This window comes from Paenibacillus massiliensis 2301065 = DSM 16942 (genome assembly GCF_000377505.1).
Lineage (GTDB): Bacteria > Bacillota > Bacilli > Paenibacillales > Paenibacillaceae > Paenibacillus > Paenibacillus massiliensis.
Map to the genome: position 1 here is coordinate 34,151 of NZ_KB898193.1, position 23,340 is coordinate 57,490.

A 23,340-nucleotide genomic window follows, 5' to 3' on the forward strand; every position below is an offset into this window, starting at 1 on the left:
AAATCCTGCAGGAACAGGTGAACAGATGTGACAAAAAAACGTGTCTTGTTGTTATCAGAGGGCTTCGGGGCTGGGCACACGCAGGCTGCCCATGCACTCTCAAGTAGTCTGCGCAGGCTGTCACCACATGTCCAGACCAAGGTAATGGAGCTGGGCACCTTTCTAAATCCCAGGATGGCTCCATGGATCATTACAGCCTATAAGAAAACACTTACCTCTCAGCCTCGTCTGGTCGGCATGGTGTATCGTCATCAGTATAAGAAGTCACTTAATCGGTTAACAACCATGGCTCTTCATCGATTGTTCTATACCCATACAAGAAGCATCATTCGCCAGCTTAGACCGGATATGATTGTATGTACCCATCCCATCCCTAGTGCAGTAATCTCAAGACTGAAGCGGCTGGGATTAAACGTGCCGCTCTGTACAGTCATCACCGACTATGATGCACACGGTACCTGGATCACACCGGAGGTAGACAAATATTTTGTCTCGACGCCAGAGGTCATGCGCAAGCTTCGCACCAGAGGAGTTCCGTTCATGAAGATACAGGTGACCGGAATCCCCGTACACCCGGACTTCTGGGAGCATCCCAGTCACGAGGAGATTCGGGAACAGTTCGGACTTAAGGCCATCCCTACGGTGCTTGTGATGGGAGGCGGCTGGGGGATGCTGAATGATACGCAGCTTCATGAGTTCATTTCCCGTTGGAAGAAGGATATCCAGATTATCTTTTGCCTTGGTAACAATCATAAAATGCTACAGAAGCTACAGCAGGACAGCCGCTACAAGCATCCTCATATCCACCTGCTCGGCTTCACCCGCGAGATTGATAAGCTGATGGAAGTGTCGGACCTTCTGATTACCAAGCCTGGGGGAATGACTTGCTCTGAAGGTCTGGCCAAAGGAATTCCGATGCTGTTCCATAACCCATTGCCAGGACAAGAGGAAGAGAACAGCCAATATTTCACTGCGTTAGGCTTGGGGGAGACGATCTCATCCACAGATGTCATCGTCAAATGGATGAATCGGATGGTTCACCATTATCCAGAGGTGCAGCAAAAGCGTAAGGCTCAAGCCGCCCGCATCGCCATGTATCACCCACTGCAAAGCGCACAAAGCATTATCGACATGCTGGAGCGTAGCCAGCAAGGAGTCATACAATAGAACATTTCTGACAGTCGGCTCACGCAGAGCCACGATCATCAGGACTTATAACTAACATACCGCCTCCGAAGTGTAAGAAGAGTCTTCCACTTCGGAGGCGGTTTTCTTTATCCGATATTATTGACGGAGCTCTCTACACGCACAGCTCACATCAAAAAGGTGCCGATGACGATGGACACACCAAGAATGATTGAGCGCAGCAGCTGTGCTACTGCCATATTGCCCTGAGCAATCTGGTCACATACACGCATCTTAGGAGTCAGGAAGTCAAACACAATATAGACCAGACATAATACCGCGATGCCCACGACGGACCACAGCAGCATTTCCAGCCACGAATGGCTTGAGAAGGACACCATCCCCACGATAATGCACAACCCAAGCATTTTACTACCCATATACATCCCTGCAGCCTCATTGCCCTTGGCTATCTCTTCACTATCGTTATAGCGGGTCAATTTGCTGAACACAAAGTAGCTACACACAAGCACAACCAGCAGAATGCCTAAGCCTGTCAAGACATTAAGCAGGTTCACTCCCAAATTATTCATTTGTTCTCCTCCTGTTCTCTATCCATCACCGATGCTGCACAATAATAAGCCATATCTCCAGTAACCTTTTCCCCAATACGAGGCAAAACGCCAGCAAAGCGGCCTCCGATCACGAATACACCTGTCAGCAAATAACCGCAGTATGGGCCTTCCTCTGTCTCGATCCGAACCTCCTGCATGGGGGCCAGCTCCTGATAAATCTTAGGTTGCTGATGATAATAGGCCATAAGCTCTTCATCTTCATCTTCATCCTTATCCTCTGTAGGCAGCAGTTCCCTATTCCCCTCAAACAACTCCGTGCCCCGACCTTCTCGTCCCCAATAGCTCTTCGCAACGTAAGGTATGGATTGCAGCTCAAACGGACCAGCTTCGAAATACGTAGGCAGCAAATATCGTGAAATCAACTCAAGCTCGTTATCCTGGAACAAACGGAAGCCGCAATACTCCGGGGTCTGCTCATTACGCTCATAAAGGGACCAGATCGTGGCCATGAAGCCTTTACTCTGCATCAGGACATGCTGTCCGGGATTCATCAGACCAAGCCGACCTTCCTTCACCAGTTCCAGCAACGCAACACCAATATCTACACCTGTCTTCTCATCTCGATCATCCACCAGGTATTCCAATGGATAGAGGCGGTATAAAAGATTGATCTTATGTCCCGCATGATATAGCGCATCGCCCGGAATGATCTCCAGCTCTTCGAGCGGCGCATAGCGAACGTCGAATCCAGCCTCACGACAGCGTTGCATCAGGTACTCCGTATTCGTGCGGTCCTCCAGGTGCTCACCGAACGAAGTGAACGTAACAGTCCCTTGCAAGCCCTGCTGTGCATAAGCTTCCAGCCACATGCGAAAGCAGGCACGAATGCATTCGTCCATAGCTACAGACGGCGACGATAACCCTGCTCCTGCAGCTAGTTCGATAAGAGTGGATTCCAGCGCTGCTGCCTCGGGAATACCTGTAGGTGTATCCGTGTTGTTCTCGATACATTTAAGTCCGGTCTCTCCGATGATCCAATCCTGACGCGTAATGCCTCCTGTCACCATCTCCTGACGTACAACGGGTAATAGAGCAGGATGAAGACCAAGCTGCTGAATCAAAAAGCTGTCAGGTAGATAACGCTGGACGAAACGCATGACCTTGCAATAGATATCATCAATAGCCTCTGCGGCAGAACACAGCTCCTGCATTTCGATCTTTGTATACACGGTCAAGGCCGGGACACAATACTGCTTGCCGTACATTCGGTGATAAGGGACATGTCGCCCTGCCTTCCCCTCGAACACCTCTTCATGGCTAAGGGGCAAAGTATGTACTGCTCTCACACTCTTCAACCTCCCGAGCCACTGAAGAAGCTTCCAAAGCCGCTTGACTTAGAGCTGGACGAGCCTGAGGAGCTGTAGGAGCTTTTATCCTTACTTCCGTTATAAAAGGAGCTCCCTCCGCGGTAAGAGCTGTGACTGGAGCTACGTTCGCAGGAATTGTCATCATATTTTGGGTCACAATCGTCATTCGTGGTCGTACCACAGCCAGACAAGACTGCCGGGACGGCCAGCATTAGAGAGAAGGCAGCCAGCTTCGCACGCGAGCCGGGACTAGATTTGCTTTTGCGCTCTTCTTCAGACATTTACAAATTCACCTCTTTCATGAACAGCAGCACCTTCTTGGCCTCCGTATCCAAGACGGAGTATACGAATTCGTAGGTAGCCCCATTATGAACCATATAATGGTCCAGCAAGCGTTCAGCGAGTTCCATCGTATATGCGTTGATACCTGCCAGCTCCTTATCCTCGAATGATCTGCCATTCCATAGTCTATACTCCGCCATGAACATCAGAGATACCGAGCGTGGTGACTTTACAGCATCGATAATAGCTGAGCCATACTCAGCTGGCAGTTGGCGCTGCATGTCTGTCACATACACTGCATGATCCCGCCCATCACTCTCATTGGATAGATGGAGCCATAGCTTGCCTGTTATCACAGTGGCGTCTACCAGCTTGCGCATGAACAGTTCATCACGGGGAACAGACATCTCGTCAAGTATCCCCGTTTCGGACTGACGCTCATCTGACCAGCTTCGATAAGTCATGAAGTAATAAATAACGATTCCCTTCCTTTCCTTCCTCTGCAGAAGCTGCATATATTGAATATTGAAACTGCATAACAAACGTATATAACGCACGACAAGGAAAAAAGTTACATATACATTTTCATATAATGACTCTTCATCCTAATTCTACGAGAAAAAGACACAAGCTCCAGACTATTGCAGCCTGAGCTTGCGCCCTCTTGTGGACCTTCTTGTCCACTACCGAACCAAGTTGCCGAGCGCACGTACGCCATAACATGGATCGCAATTAGTACTTGTCCAGCCTGATCTTGTTATATTCTGCGTAAATTTTCTCGCCAATGACAACCTCCACCCGGTGGATGTTCATCCCTTTACCCATGAATTTCTGCTCGTATTCTGTCATGACATGCTCCTCATTAATCCCGTCTCTATGCAGGTTCAATGAGATATTAGTCATTTGCAGACCACTATCAGCGAACGAATTCAGAGAGAATTCGAATAATGTCTCGGAATCCGTCTTAAAATGAATCTGACCGTCGCTATTCAGAATATGGCGGTATTTCGTAAGGAACCGAGGATGAGTCAAGCGACGGCGTGCATGCTTTGACTTGGGCCAAGGATCACTAAAGTTCAGATAGACCCGCTCAACCTCTCCTTCTTCGAAGACATTTTCGATGGTCTCAATGTTAGCCAGTGCCAGCTTCAGGTTGGGCGGTGTATCCACCTCGCGTTCACTCCAGGCATTTCTTGCCTTGTCGCTTGCTCTGCGGACCAGCTCATCATACATGTCGAAGCCTATATAATTGATGTCGGGGTTGCGGAAGCTCATCTGACTGATGAATTGTCCCTTCCCCATACCGAATTCCACATGAATCGGGCGGTCGTTACCGAACAGTTTTGCCCATTTCCCCTTATGCTCTCCTGGCTCCAGCACGACCAGCTCAGGCTGCTGCTCCAGATTTTCACGTATTCCTTTTCTACCGCGTAGACGCATCTTATTCCTCCATTAAATAAGTTCCTGTGTATTGCTTGCTCCCTGCAATATTGTGCCGAACTTCAGCTTAAAAGTAAACGGCTATTTTAGACAAAATACGGATTTTTCATATTTCTTGTGTATTAAGCTTGTACTTTCATCCCAAATTACTTACGCAGTTCAGGTCAATGAGACTCGTTACGCATACTGTATTGCTAATCCTGGTCACTGCTGAAAAAGGAAAAAGGAATCCACATGACCTTCCGAAATGGATGATCAAGGAATTCCTTCTTCAATATATTTGGATTGGGGTCCAACTAAGTCAGTAGTTCATAGTCTACCTTATCTGTAGGGGGTAAATCAAATGTCTTTTCGCAGGCTGCCCGAATTTTTTGTCTTGCTGTCGTGCCGACCTGCTGATTTTGAGGAAAACGAACTCCCGTCAAAGCAAGCGCCTCATCAAATGTCAGTTCCACAAACACTTTATCTGGACGCAGCTGAGAAGCTTTTTCCATAACAAGATCACCTCAAGTTTTATTAGGAACCGGATATGCGATATTGCATATTACAACTGTGGGGTGGCTTATAAGAGATTATCTGGTACCGCTATCAATATAACATATTGTGTTAACTTTTTCAAGCTCATCCCCTTGATTTCCGCAAGAATACACCTTTCGTTCAATTCCCCTTTTGCTATCAATAGTGATACAATAAATACGATTCAGGACTGCTTGTGCGGCATGACGCTATGCGCCAAGCATTCACATGATAAAAATACAGATCAGGGTCCAACTAAGCTGGTTCCAATCCGATAAGGAGCTTCTTCATGAATTCAAATCTGATCACTCCTCCCCGCTTGTGGAGAGAAAAGAGATTCCATACCTGGAATTATGAGATGCATGAGCAATTTCAGGATAAAGTATTCAAGGTCATGCTCGATGCCGGGTTCACGTGCCCGAATCGCGACGGGTCCATAGCCAAGGGTGGCTGTACCTTCTGCAGTGCAAGAGGCTCAGGAGATTTCGCTGGACGGAGACGCGATGACCTGGTTACACAATTCAACACCATCCGTGACAGACAGCACTTGAAATGGCCTAACGCAAAATATATCGGTTACTTCCAAGCCTACACGAACACCTATGCCCCGGTAGAGGAATTGCGGGAATACTATGAGGTCATTTTGCAGCAGCCTGGGGTCGTAGGTCTTTCTATAGCTACCCGTCCAGATTGCCTGCCAGACGATGTTCTCGACTATTTGGAAGAGCTGAATGAGCGTACATATCTGTGGCTTGAGATGGGACTGCAGACGGTTCATGAGTCTACCTCCGAATTGATTAATCGTGCCCATGACACTGAATGCTATCTAGAAGCCGTCGAGAAGCTGCGCAAGCGTAATATCAGGGTATGTGCCCATATTATTTATGGACTGCCCCAGGAAAGTCATGAGATGATGCTGGAGACTGGCAGAGCTGTCTCCCAAATGGATGTTCAGGGCATCAAGATCCACCTGCTGCACCTGATGCGCAAGACACCTATGGTGAAGCAGTATGAGGCAGGATTGCTTCGCTTCCTTGAGCAGGATGAGTATGTGAAGCTGATCGTCGATACGCTGGAGTTCCTGCCACCGGAGATGATCGTTCATCGCCTGACGGGAGATGCTCCGCGGGATCTGCTGATCGGTCCAACCTGGTCACTTAACAAGTGGGAAGTGCTGAATGCTATCGATGCGGAGCTGAAGAATCGTGATACGTGGCAGGGTAAATTCTGGAGGAAGCTCTGATGGGCTTCCTGTCGGTACTCAGCTATGCCCATCAGCTCATATCGGCCCGCATACAGCCAGGTGACTGTGCCATTGATGCTACGGCTGGAACTGGAGCTGATACGTTGTTACTGGCTCAGGCTGCGGGGAGACGGGGGCACGTCTTCAGCTTCGATATTCAGGAGCAAGCACTTGCCCTGACCAGAGAACGGCTGACACGTGCTGAGGGCGCCATAGCACAGGTGACATTGCTGCAGCATAGTCATGATGAAATGCTACTGCATATTCCGGCAGAGCTCCATGGCAAAGTAGCAGCAGTAATGTTCAATCTCGGCTATTTGCCAACGGATGGGGCTGATCATGCGATTATCACTCATACCCCTTCCACTCTGCGTGCGCTGGAGGCTGCTTTACAGCTGCTTCGACCACGTGGGATTATCACCACGGTCCTGTATCCAGGCCATGCGGGTGGAGACGAAGAAGCACAAGCCGTGCTGGATTGGGCATCAGCTCTCCCTGTGTCCGAGGGGCAAAGCATCATTTACCGCCAGCTACAACGGCCTGCTTCTCCTTTCGTAGTAGCGATCGAGAGAAAATAAAAGGTTCCTGTTGTTACACAGTCGCGTTGTTACACAGTCACTGTTATTACAGAATGACTATTGTCCCACAGTGCGTGTCGTCAATGAAGTCTATGGTATTCCATTCCTAATTATAACTGCTTTGATTTGTGTTCTGGAGGAGGAGCAAGAATGGCTGTTGTCAAAATGGAGCATGTAGGTATTATGGTATCCTCGATCGAAAGGTCGATCGAGTTCTATGTCAAAGTGGTCGGCCTTCGTCACTTGGAGACCGTTCAGCATCTGAACCCCGAGATCCGCCTCGCCTTTCTGGCCTTTCCTGGTCAAGAATCCGTAGAGTTGGAGCTAATTCAGGGGTATTCCGATACATTACCGAGTGAAGGACGTGTTCACCATGTAGCCTTCTCCGTCGATCATATCGACGTGGAATTCCATCGTATACGCACACTGGGCGTACATGGACTGGATACAGAGATCACCACTCTGCCCAATGGAAGTCAGTACTTCTTCTTCGACGGGCCGGATGGTGAACGTCTGGAGTTCTTCCAATCTACACGTAGTTCCATCTAATATTACATATATAAAATCAATTTTATAATACCTTTAGCTGCTTCAATCAGGACTAGATATAGATCAAAACGGTTCAATTTGTCTATGTCTAGTTACAAAAATCAATCTTAATTAAATTATGAAATTGATTATTACACAAATGGAGGAGAGACACCGCTATGCTAACACCTTATCCGCTGCAATTCCAACCTGAATTCAAAGAAAGAGTGTGGGGAGGCCGTGCCCTTGAATCATTCGGGCTGACCCCTCCGCCAGGACACATTGGTGAAGGCTGGATGATTGCCGATCATCCGAACGGGACCACAACTGTACTGAACGGTCCACTCGCTGGTCAAGGGCTCGATGCGATCCGTGAACAGCTTGGCAAGGATTGGCTCGGCAGCAAGGGCGTATCCGAACAGGGAGGGCGTTTTCCGCTCCTGATCAAGCTATTGGATTGCAATGATGATTTGTCCGTACAGGTACACCCAACAGATAGCTACGAAGGACTTCCTCCAGGGGAGCTTGGCAAGACCGAGATGTGGTACGTGCTGGATGCCAAGCCTGATGCGAAGATCATCTACGGTCTGCGGGAAGGTGTGACCCGGGACAGCATGCGAGAGGCGCTTGAGTCAGGCACCATTATGGAGGATCTGAACCAGGTATCAGTTAAGGCAGGAGATACGTTCTTCATCCCCGCAGGAACTGTACACGCACTCTGTGCTGGAGTCGTGGTGGCCGAGATCCAGCAAAACTCCGATACGACTTACCGCTTATATGATTACAATCGCCCTGGGCTGGATGGTCAGCCTCGTGAATTGCATATCGAGGATTCGCTGAATGTGACTTCCTATGATAGCGCAGGGGCTACGATGATGGAGACTTCAGAAGCTGTGGCAGGTCAATGGCTCACTCTTGCTTCCTGTGATTATTTTGTAGTGGAGAAGGGTATTGTAAAAGAGAACTGGGCATTGACTACACATGCTGACAGCTTCACAATCCTCGTGGTCTGTGACGGAGAAGGTACCCTGACCTGGGATAATGGAGCAGGCTCCTTACCTTACAAAGCCGGAGATTGCTTCTTGCTGCCAGCAAATCTGGGGTCCTACGAGCTGAACGGCTCCAATACCGTGCTCAGATCCTATCTGCCTTAAATTTTACCGCCCAAGAGGGAGAAATACATGCGAGCATGGCTGTATACAGCAATCGCTTCTCTGATGAGACTATAGCTGGGTACAAGGACGTGAATGACTGATGCAAAATGATACATTTGTAATGTACGATCATGAAGGAATTGATATTTTCGTATATCGGTGGATGCCAGATGGAGATGTTCCACTGCGGGGGATTGTGCAGATTGCCCACGGAATGTGCGAGACTGCGCTTCGCTACAAGGGGTTGGCTGAACAGCTGACCGCACATGGCTATGGCGTGTACGCGAATGATCATATTGGTCATGGCCGTACGGCCAAGGATGCGAATGCGCTCGGTAATCCTGGGCCTGATGCTTTTAACCGTATGGCACACAACATGATTGAGCTGGGACAGGTGGCTGCCAAGGAGCATCCCGGACAGGAAATATTTTTGTTGGGTCACAGCATGGGCTCCTTCCTCACCCAAAAGGTCATGTACGAACGGCATGAGAGCTACAAGGGCTTTATATTATCGGGGACCAACGGCAAACGCAGTCTTGTGAGACTAGGTGAACAGCTTGCTCTCATGCAAGGAAAGCTTCAAGGAGCCAACCACCGTAGCATGCTGCTCAATGCCATTGTCTTTGGCGGCTTTAACCGTAGCTTCCGTCCGGTGCGGACTGCCTTTGATTGGCTATCAAGAGATTCTGCTGAGGTGGACTCCTTCATCAATGACCCGCTGTGTGGAGCGATCTGTACTACAGACTTCTTCCAGTCGTTCTTTCACCTATTGCAGGAAATCCATCTACCTGAGAATACAAGACGGATTGACCGCACAAAGCCTGTCTACATCTTTGGCGGGCAGCGAGACCCCGTCGGACTATTCGGCAAAGGGATCATGAATCTGGTCAATATGTACACAGCGTTAGGGATGGAGCAGGTCGATTATAAGCTTTATCCCGAGGGGCGCCATGAGATGCTTCATGAGATCAACCGCAACGAGGTCTACCATGATATTCTACACTGGCTGGAGCATCACGGCTCTCCGCAGTATGCCCTTTCATCTCGTATTGATGACAATGAGACAGGAATCTCTATGTAGACTTCGGGGTGGTACCCCAAATTAAAACGTAAATTAACACAGGTATGATTGAAGCTTGAATCCTAACGGATTCAAGCTTTTTTGGGCCTGACAAGAGTAAGAAAGACATCAGGTAAAATACGATTACAAACAGGTATATCACCAATTCATTCGCTCACGCAATGAGGTAATATGAGCCGTATGATGTCTGCTATGCCAGGAGTACAGGTACAGGTTCTCCTCTAACCTCAGGGTCTCGCCAGAGGCCGGGTGAATGAACGTCTTAGCGAACTGTTCCTCATTTAGAGAACGCAGTAGTGTCACCCAGCGATCATGTACTCCCTCCAGAATGTGAAAGGACGGCTCCAGACGAGTAACACGTGCATCCGGCAGCTCCGCCCAGCGTCCCTCATCATATGGCTTAATTACTGGAACCTCCTCTGTTAGCGCCAGCCGAAAGCGAACGTAGCTGTTCAGATGACTATCCGCCAAATGATGCACAACCTGGCACACCGTCCAGCCTCCATGACGATACGGCGTGCTTAGCTGCTCGTCAGTCAAGCTCTGAACCGCAGTACGCAGACGACGAGGCAGCTCTTCTATGTCCTGAATCCATGCCTGACGTAGCTCCTCTGTCACTTCATGCGGCATATTGGCCTTTCCAATCGGGTACCTCAAATCCTGTTCCATGCTCATACTCCTCCCACATCTATAATCTCGAATCCTGTACATCCTCTCCTATAGCACAAAGAATAGTACAAAGAACAGCAAAGCTACTATTGTTCTGTCATCCTGATTCTGCTCTGCTGGCGTTGAGCTATGCTACAAAGCAAGGCAGACCGCAATATCGGCCTGCCTTGGTGTCATTCGTTCTATATTCAAGATTATCCTTCGAGCAGCAGGGATTCCGGATCTTCCAGAAGCTCCTTGACAGCCACGAGGAAGCGTACAGCTTCGCTTCCATCAATGATACGGTGATCATAGGACAACGCGATATACATCATTGGACGGTTCTCCATCCGCTCTTCATCAATGGCGACAGGGCGAATTTGAATTTTATGCATACCCAGGATACCTACCTGTGGCGCATTCAGAATCGGCGTCGAGAGCAGGGAGCCGAACACGCCTCCGTTCGTAATTGTGAACGTTCCTCCCTGTAGATCGGACAGTGCCAACGAATTGTTGCGTGCCTTGGCAGCGAGCTCGGCAATATTCTTCTCGATCTCTGCGAAGCCCAGACGGTCTGCATCACGTACAACCGGAACCACAAGACCTTCTTTGGCAGATACGGCAATCCCGATATCGTAGAATTTCTTCACGACTACATCATCGCCATCAATCTCGGCATTGACCATCGGGTATTGCTTCAAGGCACCTACGACTGCCTTCGTAAAGAAGGACATGAATCCGAGGCCTACATCATGCTTCTCTTTAAATTTGTCCTTGCGACGCTTACGCACATCAAGAATCGCTGTCATATCCACTTCATTGAAGGTAGTCAGCATGGCAGCTGTCTGCTGTGCTTCAACCAGTCTCTTCGCAATCGTTGCTCTGCGGCGGCTCATGCGCTGGCGTTCCACTGGCTTGGAGAAGCCTCCCTCAGTTGCCGGCGCAGATGCAGCTGGCTTGCTAGCAGGTGCAGAGGATGCTGGCGTTGCTGCTCCCTGCTTCGCTGGAGCATGCCCCTTTACGTCATCCTGATAAATGCGGCCCATAGGGTCCTTACCCTGCACCTGATCCAGTTCGATCCCGCGTTCACGAGCAAGCTTGCGTGCAGCAGGCGAAGCCGTATGTTGTCCATTCTCTGGTGCTGGTGGCGTTACAGCTACTGCTGCTGGCTTGCTCTCGCTACTAGCTGGAGCCGCAGCTTCAGCTGGCGGAGCTTGAGGTGCAGGAGCTTCAGCAGCAGCAGCTCCTGCTGCTGACCCGGAGCCAGCACCAATCGTACCAAGTGCCTCGCCGATCTCTACAGTATCTCCCTCCTGCCGCAAAATTTTCTCAATAACGCCTGCTTCTTCAGCACTGATCTCCAGATTAACCTTGTCTGTCTCCAGCTCAAGCAGCACGTCTCCCTGAGATACGCTATCTCCTTCTTTGACATGCCATTTGGATATTGTTCCTTCAGTAATGGATTCCCCCATAGCAGGGACTAAAATCTCGCTCACAGCTGTCTACCTCCCCAACGGAATATTGTTCGTGGTATTTAGTGGCTTCAACGCATTCTGAATAATTTGCTGTTGCTCTATGCTGTGTACATGTTGATATCCGCTGGCCGGGCTTGAACGCTCCGGTCTGCCTGTATAGCGTACCTCAACCTGCTGAGGAGCGACAGCACGTAGACGAGACTCCATAAACGTCCAGGCCCCCATATTCTTAGGCTCTTCCTGTACCCATACCAATTCCTTCAAATGGGACATTCCCTCAAGCGCCTTGCGAATCTCGGCTTCCGGGAACGGATAGAGCTGCTCAACACGGATAATGTGAACCCAATCCCGATCTTCTCCAGCTTCCTTGTCCAGCGCCTCCTCCAGATCCACTGCGATCTTGCCACTGCACAGAATGACGCGTTCCACACGCTCTGGACGGGCACCAAGACCCTCCTGTTGCAGGATCGGATGGAACTCACCCTCACTCAGCTCGGTGGCTGGAGAAGCTACACGATTGTTCCGGATGAGGCTCTTCGGTGACATCATAATCAGCGGACGAGCCTGATCTGTGTTACCGAGTGCCGCTTGGTTACGCAGCAGGTGGAAGTATTGAGCTGCACTCGTCACATTTGCTACGACCCAGTTATCATTAGCTGCCAATTGCAGGAATCGTTCCAGACGCGCACTGGTATGCTCAGGCCCCTGTCCTTCGGCACCATGTGGAAGCAGCATAACCAGATTCGATTTCTGCTTCCACTTCGCTCTTCCAGCCGAGATGAACTGGTCGAAAATCACCTGTGCACAGTTGGCAAAATCACCGAACTGAGCTTCCCAAATAACCATGGTCTCAGGCGAATATACATTATATCCATACTCGAATCCAAGTACGCCTGCCTCGGACAATGGACTGTTGTAGACAGCGAATGATGCTTTGGCCTGTGGCAGATGATGCAATGGGCAGAAAGTCTTGCCATTCTCTACATCATGCAGCACCAGGTTACGATGTGCAAATGTGGCTCGTTCGGCATCCTGTCCAGTCAGTCGAATCGGGCGGCCATCTGCCAGTATGCTCGCAAATGCCAGTGTCTCCGCAAGGCTCCAATCAATCTTCTCGCCTTCCTTGAAGGCATTCTGACGACGCTGCAGAATTCTGGCCAGCTTCGGATAGGCCTTGAATTCCTCTGGCCACTTGAGCAAGCTTTCATTCAGCTTCTTCAGCTTGTTCAGCGGTACTGCCGTCTTCTGCTTGAGCTTATCCTGTTCAGCCGCTCGCAGCTCTACTACAGGCTTCTCCTGAGGCTGTGTCTTGGCCTCCTCATAGGCTTGCTTCAGCCGATTCTGAACTTCCTCAATGCGTTGCTCGCTATATTCCTCGCTGATAACTCCCTCAGCAGCCAGCTTCGTGCTGTATAGCTTGCGGGAGGTTGGATGGCTACGAACCTTCCGATATACCAGCGGTTGCGTTGTCTCCGGATCATCAGATTCATTGTGACCATAGCGACGGTAGCCGATCAGATCAATCAGGAAATCCTTCTTAAAGAGATTCCGGTACTCGCTAGCAATTCTCGCCGCAGCCAGACAAGCTTCCGGGTGATCTGCATTGACATGAATAATCGGAATCTCATATCCCTTGGCCAGATCGCTGGCATAGTGGGTCGAGCGTGAATCACTACTGTCTGTTGTGAAGCCAAGTCGGTTGTTCACAATGATGTGTAATGTGCCTCCGTTACTGAAGCCAGTCAGATTCTTGAAATTCAGTGTCTCCGCAACAATCCCCTCACCAGGGAATGCAGCATCACCATGCATAAGAATGGTAGCCGCGCGGTTCACATCCTGCTTCGGATAGCCAGGCTCACTGCGATCCTCCTGTGCTGCGCGTGCAAAGCCCTGTACCACTGGATTGACATATTCCAGATGGCTTGGATTGTTAGCTAGTGTAATCTTGGCCTGAACAGATTCCCCAGCCTTGACGAAACGATCAGCACCGAGATGGTACTTCACATCCCCCGTCCAGCCAAAGTTGATCCCCATCGAGCCCTCCGAAGGAATCAGATCCTTGTTCGGGGAATGATGGAATTCAGCAAAAATTTTGCTATATGGTTTGCCGAGTACATGAGCCAGCACATTCAAACGGCCACGGTGTGCCATCCCAATTAGAATGTCACTGGCCCCGCCACGGGTCATTTGACTAACGATCTCATCAAGAATCGGCACAAGCGCATCATTGCCTTCAATGGAGAAACGCTTCTGCCCCACGAAGGTCTTATGCAAGAACTCCTCGAACTGCTCTACTTCAACAAGTCGATTCAGGAGCTCTTTACGCTCTTCGTTCGTCAATGAGGTAGATGACCAGCCCTCTTCAGCCTTGCGGTTCAGCCACTCGCGTTCCTTCTCGTTATGGACGTGTGAAAACTCAAAGGCCAGAGGCCCTGTATAGGCTGTGCGTAGCCGTTCAATTGCTTCCCAGCCGTTCAGGGTATCCGAGGATGCCCCATCCCAGATCAGAGAAGCAGGGAATTCCATCAAATCTTCCTTGGTCAAGCCATAATATTCCGGCTCCAGCAGGCCTTTATCTGCCTCTGGGCTCAGTCCAAGCGGATCAATGTCGGCTGCCAGATGGCCATATGAACGGATGTTGGATACCAGCCGTCCAGCTGTAACCGCTTTCTTCAATAAGTTGGGATTCAGTGCCTGTGAAGTCGCTGGCCCTGGGGCTACAGCCACTGGCCCAATTCCTATTGCTGATTGAGGCGGCTCTCCCCATTGCTCAAAGAGCTGACGGTCTGCCGGATCTACGGATTCCGGGTCCTGCACATACTTGTCATATTGTTCCTGCACATAGCCTAGATTTGGTCCGTAATACGTTTGCCATGGCACCGGTCTGCTACTGTCTGCCATCGTCATCTCGTTCCCTTCGTCATGTTTTGGGATTCATCGCTGGACGGAATCAACTCATATGGCTTGCCAATCAACCTATTCCTATGATAACTCCGACCATTGTGTCATTTTCGAGTATGTTTTCCGCTCACTCACTATTGCCCTATTCATACTTTATATAGTGCGCGTATCGTATCTTATATACGCCTCTTCAGGAAGTAATCTAATGTTTTTATAAGCGCTTTCCTTCCTCACCTTACATTGTATTAATTTTTCACCGCGATAACATTTCCTATTTTTCAACATATTAATGCGAATTTGAGATGAATTCGGCTGTTTCAAATATACAGAGCTCGTAACCCTTGCCCCATATGAAAAAAAGCCGACCTGAGATTATCTCTCAAATCGGCTTGCTGGTGAATCAGGTACCAAATTGGGCGGTATGCAGACGGTGATATACACCACCGGCCTCAATGAGCTCCTGATGACTTCCTTGCTCAGTAATGCCCTGCTCGGTTACGACTATAATACGGTCAGCATTCTTGATCGTGGCAAGACGGTGCGCAATGACCAATGTCGTGCGCCCAACAGACAGTTCCGCAAGTGATTCCTGAATTGCTGCTTCCGTCTCGGTATCCAGTGCCGAGGTCGCCTCGTCCAGGATCAGGATCGGCGGATTCTTCAGGAACATGCGGGCAATAGCCAGCCGCTGCTTCTGTCCACCAGACAGCTTCACGCCGCGCTCACCGATCATCGTCTCCATGCCATCAGGCTGGGAATGGATGAATTCGGTTAGCTGAGCACGTCTGGCCGCCTCCCAGATTTCCTTTTCGCTGGCATCGAGCTTCCCGTAGGCAATGTTATCACGAATCGTACCCGCGAACAGGAATACCTCCTGCTGCACAATCCCAATCTGCCTCCGCAATGAAGATAGGGTCATATCACGGATGTCAGTACCGTCGATGCTAATACTGCCGTCTGTAACATCGTAGAAGCGGGGCAGCAGGCTACAAATCGTCGTCTTGCCCGCACCAGATGGACCTACGAACGCTACCGTCTCTCCTGCGCGAATGTCCAGATCAATCTGGCGAAGTACATTCTCCTTGCCCCCGTAGCCAAAAGAAACTCCACGATAACGAATATCGCCGTGCAGATGATCTACATCTGCAGCTCCAGCACGATCTGCTACCTCCGGGTCTGTATCCATCAGCTCAACATAGCGCTTGAATCCAGCAATCCCCTTGGGATAGCTCTCAATAATTGCGTTAATCTTCTCAATCGGACGGAAGAATACATTGGATAACAGGATAAAACCAATAAATTCACCGTATGTCAGCTCGCCACGAATGACGTAAAATGCACCACTGAGCAAAACGACCAATTGAACCAGGCGTGTTAACATATAGCTTACAGACAAGCCCTTGGACATAATCTTGTAGGCCATCAGCTTGGCTGCCCGGAACCGCCCATTGTCCTTGTCGAAGCGGGATTTCTCATATTCTTCATTGGAGAAGGCTTGAACTACACGAATTCCGCCAATCGTATTTTCAATACGTGAGTTGAAGTCCCCAATGCTGCTGTACAGGCTCTCAAATGCCTTGGTCATCTTCTTGTTGAAATAAATCGACAGCCAGATCAACAGCGGAATCATGATGAAGATAATAATGGCCAGATCCATATGAATGAAGGACATCAGGGTGAACGCCCCGATCAATGTCATCACTGCAATGAACAGATCCTCGGGACCGTGGTGAGCCATCTCTCCGATCTCATTAAGGTCATTCGTGACCCTCGACATCAGACTCCCCGTCTTATTGTTGTCAAAGAATCGAAATGACAGCTTCTGCATATGCTCGAACAGCTTGCGGCGCATATCAGTCTCAATATTAATGCCCAGCATATGTCCCCAATAGTTAATGATGAACTGCAGCGCTGTATTCACGATGTACACAGCCAGCAGCCCGGCACAAGCCAGCAAGATCGGACGCCACTCTCCCAATGGCAGCAGCTTGTCTACCACGTAATTCACCGCCAGCGGGAAGCCAAGCTCCAATAAGGCGACGAAGACTGCACAGGAGAAGTCCAATATGAACAGCGTCTTGTAAGGACGATAAAAATCAAAAAAACGACCTAGCACACACTCACCTTCTTTTTTCAAATAGATATAGTTCGACGACATTCCCAAGTCAAATAACCCGCCAACGCACACCCGTCAGCAGGGTATTCCTGTGATTTCTGTGATCTACTCGATCCATGCGCTGCTTCTGGGCAGAAGCATGCAATACATAAAATAAAGCGAAAATCTACATTGCTATGTAATGACTTAATCTATTTCGATTATAGTAGGTGATTGCAAATGCTGTAAAGAATTAATTGATAATCTTTCTCACTAAAATTTGAAGGGTATCTCGAATCACGATGAGAGCCTTAAGTCTATAGCATCTGTTCCAATATATTCAAAACGTCAGCATCTTTGTCCGAGTCAAATTTCCTTGCAAATAATGCATTTCCTTGCATCATAACTTGGACATCCGCAACGGTTAGATCCATTGCGCCAAAGAAAACATTATCTTGTGAGTAAAACCCTTTAATATAACGTCTATTATCTCTTTCTAGGGTTGGTGCATACTCAGAGTTACCTATCAAGGTTTGAAAAAAACTTTCATCTGGAATGAGTGTATACCGGTAGTAATCTTGCAATGAAAGTGAAAGCTCAGAGCTGAGAACATACTCTATAAATTGTCTACTTAATATCTTCCACTGTGAACCACGATAAGTCTTAATTGACTCATCAAAATAATCCTGAAATTCTGGTCGTGCTCCCAAGATCTCTATTTTCCCCATATCTTCAACATAATACATTTGGCCTGTGAGCTTCGTAATTCTTTGTTCGGTCTCGTAATCTAAAAAATTCAAATAATTTAATCTCGTGTCTATAGCCTCGTACAGATTCTCTTGGCTGACTAGTGGGAAATCTTGTCCACTGAGATTTATGTAGGTCGTCCAAGTTGTATCCGTGATAAGATATCGCATCGCATCAATTTCCGCTTGAACTAGTGACCAACCTCCCCAAGTTGTAGAGCGAGACGGTAAAAAATGAATATTCTTATTCCCCGACAATTGCCTTGCCAAAGTGAACATATTCTTATTGGCCTTGGAGTCAATGTGGATCAAATAAATATTATGTTCTGTATAAATGGCATTAAGCAGTCGAAGTAATTGATTCGGCTTATGATGAGCCATTATAAAATAAGCTACTTTCATGTGGTTACCTTCACTTCCTTGATTAGATGGGTACATAAGGATGTTTAAGTGGATATTCATCGAGCCTATAACCTAAGCCACTCTCGAATATTTCAGTCTTCATTATCATATCGTAGTTTTCGTTAATTGTTCTATGTATTTCTTCAACTTCCCCATAAATTCATCTTTACTGCAAAATCATAATCCTCATCAGATACTCTTGAATACAAAAAAGACCACGCCCTGAAATGTAGTTAATCCATTAGGGAGCAGCCGTCTCTAGCTACAATTGTGTCCCTTGATAGTTACCATGCATCCCATCTTTGAGATGCCTCACATAATGCACAACTACCATGCTGTTAGTTTCATGATCGGAGTAGCGGGATTCGAACCCACGACCTCACCCACCCCAAGGGTGCGCGCTACCTGGCTGCGCTATACCCCGATGTTCAATGCATCTTGCTGGAGTTATTTCTTACGGTTCATTCTCATCAACGAAAATCCAGCACCGGCAAATATGAGACTGCACAACAAATACATGAGTGTGAGCGCACTACTGTTCTGTGCAGCCTGCCGCATCGGCTCCGCTCTGGAGCTTAGATTCTGACCAATTCGTTTATGTTCTACTTGCGGTTCTTCCTCAACTGTTGAACTGGGACCAGTCAACGAGGACTCCAATCCTGAACTAAGCTCAGGCTGTGAATCAAGTCCAAGCTCACTCGCTGCATGCTGTCGCTTCAACTCTCGTGATAGTTCGTGAAACGATGCCACATTCTTCTGCTCCATACTCATAGAGTACGCTTTCAATTTATAATCTAGAACCTGCTCATACAGAACTTCACCTGTTCCAGTCCATAATCCACAGCACAGTAACACACCAATAACTATTGTGCAGCTCACTTGTGCTCCTCCTCCTACAAGACTAATTGTTCAATCTACACAATTCGTGGAGACGATTCTCCAAAAGCAGGTAGCGATCAGCAAGTAAGTCTATCCGAGATCAGGTGGCAAGCTTGAATGCGAGTTGGATACACTTTCCAGTGTAATTAATAAAACGCTTACATGAAGTTACATATATCACATTCCTGCAATATATCTCACTATACCGCACTACATCTAACTTCACCTAACTTCTATATCAAACACTAGTAATACCTAACTCCATCTCTTGGATCTCCATAACCTTCGTTACTACACTGTCAGATGCAGTACACACTCAGGACCATCAAACATCCCTATAATCACCTTACACTGCCCACTGTAGGAAGACGGTTCATCAAATCCAACACGAACTTAAGAACACGAAAAAAAGACCGTCCGAAGACGGTCTCTCTACCCGTGGCGCTAATTATTCATTGATCCGTATCCCGCGCCTCCAGCAAGTCTGTTGATTAGATGATGCTGGACCGGGTAAGGGATACGCTCAACATGTGATTACAAATGTTGACGCACCTCCTTTCCTGATAAGACAACTCTATCACAGCAGCAGGCAAATTACTAGTAGCTAGGCGATAAATTTTTCGCATTTATGTAATAAATTTATATTTTCCTTCCTTTCTCCTTAGAAGTATCAAGCTCATGAGCTGTTTGACTATTTATAGACGTTATTATATATTATCTATATATTAATAAACAATATGTTGAGGTGTTTTTTTATGGAGCATGCCGAACGTTTTTGGAATGCAGATATCGGCGAATTGAAGCAAGGCTATACCAAGCAAGGCGAGCATTATATCTGTCTGCTGTGCGGAAGAACTCATGAGCAGGGAATTATCTACCCTTATGGGGATACGTTACTGGATGCCGAGCGTTATACCCGCCAGCATATCGCAGATGAGCACGGCTCCGTGTTCGAATACTTGATCGGTCTGGATAAGAAGCTCACTGGATTGACAGATCACCAGAATCGACTGCTGGGCTTATTTCATGATGGAAAAAGCGACGCTGAGGTTCAGCAGGAGATGGGGATCGGTAGTGCCTCAACGATTCGTAATCATCGCTTTGCCCTGAAGGAGAAGGAACGACAGGCCAAGGTATTTCTGACCATGATGGAGCTTCTTAAGGAGAAGGATCATCATGCCCCGCGTATGGTATCCATCCCGCCTAAGCCTGGCATGATCGATGATCGTTATAACATTACCGAAGAGGAACGCGCTAATGTACTGGGCAAATACTTTCCAGACGGAACGTCCGGCCGTTTGAAGAAGTTCACCATGCAGGAGAAGCACAAGCTGATCGTACTGCGTGAAATCATCGGACGCTTCGCTCAGGGTCGGCGCTATACAGAGAAGGAAGTCAACACGATACTCAAGGACATCTATGATGACTATGTAACCGTTAGAAGATATTTAATCGAGTATGGCTTCATGCAGCGTGAAGCCGATGGCAGCCAATATTGGCTGACTGAATAGAATTGGGAGTGAGAATAATGAATCGAAGACGAGAATTAATTGAACAATATAAGGAAATTAAGATCGAGGCAGGCGTATACTGCATTCGTAACACTCAGAATGGAAAATGCTTCGTGGGTTCAACACCGAATCTGAAATCCCTCAGTGGCAAGCAATTCTCCCTGAATGCCGGCTCAGATCTAAATCGGAAGCTGCAGCAGGAATGGAAGGAATACGGGGAGGACACCTTCGAGATCGAAGTGCTAGAGCTACTCAAGAAGGAGGATTCACCATACTTCGACGCCAAGGATGCACTCAAGAAACTGGAACAAGTCTGGCTTGAGCGCCTTCAGCCTTTCGGGGATAAGGGCTATAATTAGGCTTCGGACGCCGGCTGTTGATATTATAGCCAAAAGCAGCGAGGCTAGTGTCGTTCACTGACAATAGCCTCGCTGCCTTTTTTTTGACCGCCCATCGTTAATTAAACTCTGCTCTTTATTCACTATGAACGATACCTATTTATATAAACTTCCGAATTGTACTCATAGGTATACCCTATCTACAGTACTTCACAATTTAACTTCATTAGTCCTCACGATAACTTCGTAAATCACAATATGACTTCTATTAGTTCTCAAGATAATTACGTACGCTCATATCTGTTCCCCGAAGACCGAGCCTATCATCTCTACGGCAGCAAGTGCTGTCTTATTCGCCAGATCAAGCGCGGGATTCACCTCTACGAACTCAGCGGAGATGAGCATACCTGATGCCGCCAGCATTTCCATAGCCAAATGACCCTCACGATATGTGATGCCGCCAGGGACAGGCGTCCCGACACCCGGAGATTCGTTGGGGTCAAGGCTATCCATATCATAGCTCAGATGGATACCATCCGTACCAGACAGACGCTCTAATGTCTCCTCCATGATCCGTCCCATCCCTTTGCGGTCCAGATCATGCATCGTAAACACGGTCACCCCCAGCTCACGCAGCAGCAGCCGCTCCCCAGGATCAATTGAGCGTGCTCCTATAATTACGACATTGCCTGGCTGTAGCGTGCGTCCACACTGCCTGATCCCGGTCAAACGTGGATCTCCGTATCCAAGACTGACAGCCAGTGACATACCATGAATATTGCCTGAGGGGGTAGTGTCTGCTGTGTTGGCATCTGCATGTGCATCGAACCAGATGACGCCAGGACGGGGGACGTGCTCCAGCAGTCCCTTGATCGTACCAATCGCAATGCTGTGATCCCCTCCCAGCACCAGAGGCAGCTCTCCTTCACGGATCGTCTGCGATACCAGCGCAGCCAACCGGGTGTTGACTCTACGAATTTCATGCAGATGCTTGAGGCGTTCATCAGTTCTTTCCTCATGCCGAGGCTCACGAACGACCAGATTGCCACGATCCACCACATGATATCCAAGCGACTCCAGCTTCTCCTGTACTCTCGCACAGCGGATGGCACTAGGACCCATATCCACACCACGTCGTCCCGCTCCCAGATCCATAGGTACACCGATGATCGATACAGTTTTTTTGCATACTTCAAGCATGATATCGCCTCGCTCCGAATCACCTGCAGTATACGGTGAAGTATACTCATCCATATGCAGGATATTGTCCAGAAGTTCGGCAACGACGGCTTTATAGAGACAACAACCAGCGCTCCTCCGTCAGCAATCGGCTAGATAAGAGCTGCTCCCGTGTCTCTACCAGTTGAAAGCCACAGGCAGTATACAGCGCCCGTGCTCCGATCAGTTCGGCATTGGTCCACAGGATGACCTTCTCCCACCCTGCCTTCCGGCAAAACTGCAGCGCATGCTCCATCAGAATACGTCCATAGCCGTTACCTCTGGCCTCTGGCTCCACAAGCATCCAGCGCAGCTGAGCGCAGTTGCCCTCGGAAGCTGCCTTGATGATGCCGATACACCCTTGCGGGCGGCCCTCCATCTCCAGCAGCCACATTCCCTCTCGCGCAGGATCATGGTGACGATCAAATTCGGATACCGTCTGCTTGACGAACGCCGTAAAGGTATCATCATAACGGTATTCCTCAGCGTAAATACGTGCGTGTGCTTCGATTACATAATGCAAATCCTCCTCGGACGCATACGCTCTAATCTGCACTTCATGATCTGGAAAATGTCCGTTCTGGACAGACAGATTCACTTGAGCAGGATCATACCCCTTTTGTTCCCTGAGATTCTGCTCCCTTAAATCAATCCAGTATCTGCGCACCAGATTGCCGTTATCCTCTCGGAAATCCGAATCGCGCTGCCCTCCCTGGCCCTCAATGGTATGGAAGGAGGCCGCATTGGTATCATCACAGGTAAGCAAGACCTTCTCCAATCCTAGCTTTGCTCCCTCGATTAACGCCAATCTTAGCATCTCGCTAGCATAGCCCTTGCCACGTGCTGAGGGACAAAGACCATAGCCAATATGGCCACCACGATTCAGCATCCCTGGTCCCAATTCATGTCGAATGTTCACCGCCCCAAGCACATGCTGCTGAGGATTAACAAGCCAGTAGGTGGAGTTACTGACCCGCCCCTCCTGCTCGCCTGCCTGTTCATCTCCGCACAGAAGCGCCAGCATTTCTTCGAAATCTTCTGGATTCCGTGCGATAACCCAAGGTACCATTCGCTCACCACTAGCTACCCAATTCTCGTAAAATCTCAGATACCCTTCCTGCCATTCCAGAGAAGGCCGAACCAACTGCAGCTGCACCCTCTACACCCACTTTCTATATCTGAATCTTCTATTTCGAAATTTCTATTACTTAACTCTCTATCTGAATCGATCAACCAGC

The 23,340-nt window shown here is 48.6% G+C and carries 22 protein-coding genes and 1 tRNA gene; 8 read left to right on the top strand and 15 right to left on the bottom strand.

The window, feature by feature from the left end; translation table 11 throughout:
* The first annotated feature begins 27 nt into the window (after nt 1–27).
* Nucleotides 28–1,167 carry a UDP-N-acetylglucosamine--LPS N-acetylglucosamine transferase gene (locus D328_RS0118125; protein WP_018886454.1) on the top strand — a complete coding sequence of 380 codons (1,140 nt, stop codon included), beginning with the start codon at nt 28–30 and terminating at the stop codon, nt 1,165–1,167.
* 146 nt (nt 1,168–1,313) lie between these two features.
* Here D328_RS0118125 and D328_RS0118130 read toward each other — a convergent pair whose 3' ends face one another.
* From D328_RS0118130 to D328_RS0118155, 6 genes are all read right to left on the bottom strand, one after another.
* Nucleotides 1,314–1,718, bottom strand: coding sequence for a DUF350 domain-containing protein (locus D328_RS0118130; protein WP_018886455.1), 405 nt, complete (start codon nt 1,716–1,718; stop codon nt 1,314–1,316).
* Complete coding sequence (locus D328_RS0118135) at nt 1,715–3,046, bottom strand: glutathionylspermidine synthase family protein (RefSeq protein WP_018886456.1); 1,332 nt, start codon at nt 3,044–3,046, stop codon at nt 1,715–1,717. Before D328_RS0118135 ends, D328_RS0118130 begins: the two co-directional genes overlap by 4 nt.
* 5 nt (nt 3,047–3,051) lie before the next feature.
* On the bottom strand, nt 3,052–3,348 hold the full coding sequence (locus D328_RS0118140; protein ID WP_018886457.1) for a hypothetical protein: 297 nt from the start codon (nt 3,346–3,348) through the stop codon (nt 3,052–3,054).
* The gene (locus tag D328_RS31595; protein ID WP_233426219.1) at nt 3,349–3,756 is read right to left on the bottom strand and encodes a hypothetical protein; all 408 of its coding nucleotides are present in this window, start codon (nt 3,754–3,756) and stop codon (nt 3,349–3,351) included.
* Nucleotides 3,757–4,081: 325 nt separating this feature from the next.
* Nucleotides 4,082–4,789 carry a tRNA (guanosine(46)-N7)-methyltransferase TrmB gene (gene trmB / locus D328_RS0118150; RefSeq protein WP_018886459.1) on the bottom strand — a complete coding sequence of 236 codons (708 nt, stop codon included), beginning with the start codon at nt 4,787–4,789 and terminating at the stop codon, nt 4,082–4,084.
* Nucleotides 4,790–5,085: 296 nt separating this feature from the next.
* Entirely contained in the window at nt 5,086–5,283 is a 198-nt protein-coding gene (locus tag D328_RS0118155) for a hypothetical protein (RefSeq protein ID WP_018886460.1), read from the bottom strand.
* Nucleotides 5,284–5,594: 311 nt separating this feature from the next.
* Here D328_RS0118155 and D328_RS0118160 point away from each other — a divergent pair, with 311 nt between their 5' ends.
* From D328_RS0118160 to D328_RS0118180, 5 genes are all read left to right on the top strand, one after another.
* Nucleotides 5,595–6,548: a TIGR01212 family radical SAM protein gene (locus tag D328_RS0118160; protein WP_018886461.1), complete on the top strand. Its 954-nt coding sequence runs from the start codon at nt 5,595–5,597 to the stop codon at nt 6,546–6,548.
* Complete coding sequence (locus tag D328_RS0118165; protein WP_018886462.1) at nt 6,548–7,126, top strand: class I SAM-dependent methyltransferase; 579 nt, start codon at nt 6,548–6,550, stop codon at nt 7,124–7,126. Before D328_RS0118160 ends, D328_RS0118165 begins: the two co-directional genes overlap by 1 nt.
* 150 nt (nt 7,127–7,276) lie before the next feature.
* A complete protein-coding gene (locus D328_RS0118170) occupies nt 7,277–7,675 on the top strand; it encodes a VOC family protein (protein ID WP_018886463.1) in 399 nt (132 codons plus the stop codon).
* A gap of 158 nt (nt 7,676–7,833) precedes the next feature.
* Nucleotides 7,834–8,808, top strand: coding sequence for a type I phosphomannose isomerase catalytic subunit (locus D328_RS0118175; protein WP_018886464.1), 975 nt, complete (start codon nt 7,834–7,836; stop codon nt 8,806–8,808).
* A gap of 100 nt (nt 8,809–8,908) precedes the next feature.
* Entirely contained in the window at nt 8,909–9,889 is a 981-nt protein-coding gene (locus D328_RS0118180) for an alpha/beta fold hydrolase (RefSeq protein WP_018886465.1), read from the top strand.
* Between the two features lie 138 nt (nt 9,890–10,027).
* On the opposite strand, the gene D328_RS0118185 is transcribed toward D328_RS0118180, so the two are convergent.
* From D328_RS0118185 to D328_RS0118215, 7 genes are all read right to left on the bottom strand, one after another.
* A complete protein-coding gene (locus D328_RS0118185; RefSeq protein WP_018886466.1) occupies nt 10,028–10,558 on the bottom strand; it encodes a YfiT family bacillithiol transferase in 531 nt (176 codons plus the stop codon).
* A gap of 194 nt (nt 10,559–10,752) precedes the next feature.
* A complete protein-coding gene (gene odhB / locus D328_RS0118190; protein WP_018886467.1) occupies nt 10,753–12,033 on the bottom strand; it encodes a 2-oxoglutarate dehydrogenase complex dihydrolipoyllysine-residue succinyltransferase in 1,281 nt (426 codons plus the stop codon).
* 6 nt (nt 12,034–12,039) lie between these two features.
* Nucleotides 12,040–14,919, bottom strand: coding sequence for a 2-oxoglutarate dehydrogenase E1 component (locus D328_RS0118195; RefSeq protein WP_018886468.1), 2,880 nt, complete (start codon nt 14,917–14,919; stop codon nt 12,040–12,042).
* Between the two features lie 394 nt (nt 14,920–15,313).
* Nucleotides 15,314–17,029, bottom strand: coding sequence for an ABC transporter ATP-binding protein (locus tag D328_RS0118200; protein ID WP_018886469.1), 1,716 nt, complete (start codon nt 17,027–17,029; stop codon nt 15,314–15,316).
* 296 nt (nt 17,030–17,325) lie between these two features.
* Nucleotides 17,326–18,156: a beta-1,6-N-acetylglucosaminyltransferase gene (locus tag D328_RS0118205; RefSeq protein ID WP_018886470.1), complete on the bottom strand. Its 831-nt coding sequence runs from the start codon at nt 18,154–18,156 to the stop codon at nt 17,326–17,328.
* A 350-nt stretch (nt 18,157–18,506) separates the two neighbouring features.
* Nucleotides 18,507–18,580, bottom strand: a tRNA-Pro gene (locus tag D328_RS0118210).
* Nucleotides 18,581–18,603: 23 nt separating this feature from the next.
* Complete coding sequence (locus D328_RS0118215; RefSeq protein ID WP_018886471.1) at nt 18,604–19,035, bottom strand: hypothetical protein; 432 nt, start codon at nt 19,033–19,035, stop codon at nt 18,604–18,606.
* Nucleotides 19,036–19,790: 755 nt separating this feature from the next.
* Between D328_RS0118215 and D328_RS0118220 the strand changes: the two genes are divergently transcribed.
* Nucleotides 19,791–20,546, top strand: a complete 756-nt coding sequence (locus D328_RS0118220; protein ID WP_018886472.1) for a DUF2087 domain-containing protein — start codon at nt 19,791–19,793, stop codon at nt 20,544–20,546.
* Between the two features lie 17 nt (nt 20,547–20,563).
* Nucleotides 20,564–20,905, top strand: coding sequence for a GIY-YIG nuclease family protein (locus tag D328_RS0118225; protein WP_018886473.1), 342 nt, complete (start codon nt 20,564–20,566; stop codon nt 20,903–20,905).
* Between the two features lie 273 nt (nt 20,906–21,178).
* On the opposite strand, the gene rocF is transcribed toward D328_RS0118225, so the two are convergent.
* Together rocF and D328_RS31825 are read right to left on the bottom strand one after the other, a co-directional pair.
* Nucleotides 21,179–22,084, bottom strand: a complete 906-nt coding sequence (rocF, locus tag D328_RS0118230) for an arginase (RefSeq protein ID WP_033413235.1) — start codon at nt 22,082–22,084, stop codon at nt 21,179–21,181.
* A 91-nt stretch (nt 22,085–22,175) separates the two neighbouring features.
* Nucleotides 22,176–23,258, bottom strand: coding sequence for a GNAT family N-acetyltransferase (locus D328_RS31825; protein WP_018886475.1), 1,083 nt, complete (start codon nt 23,256–23,258; stop codon nt 22,176–22,178).
* Nucleotides 23,259–23,340 lie beyond the last annotated feature (82 nt).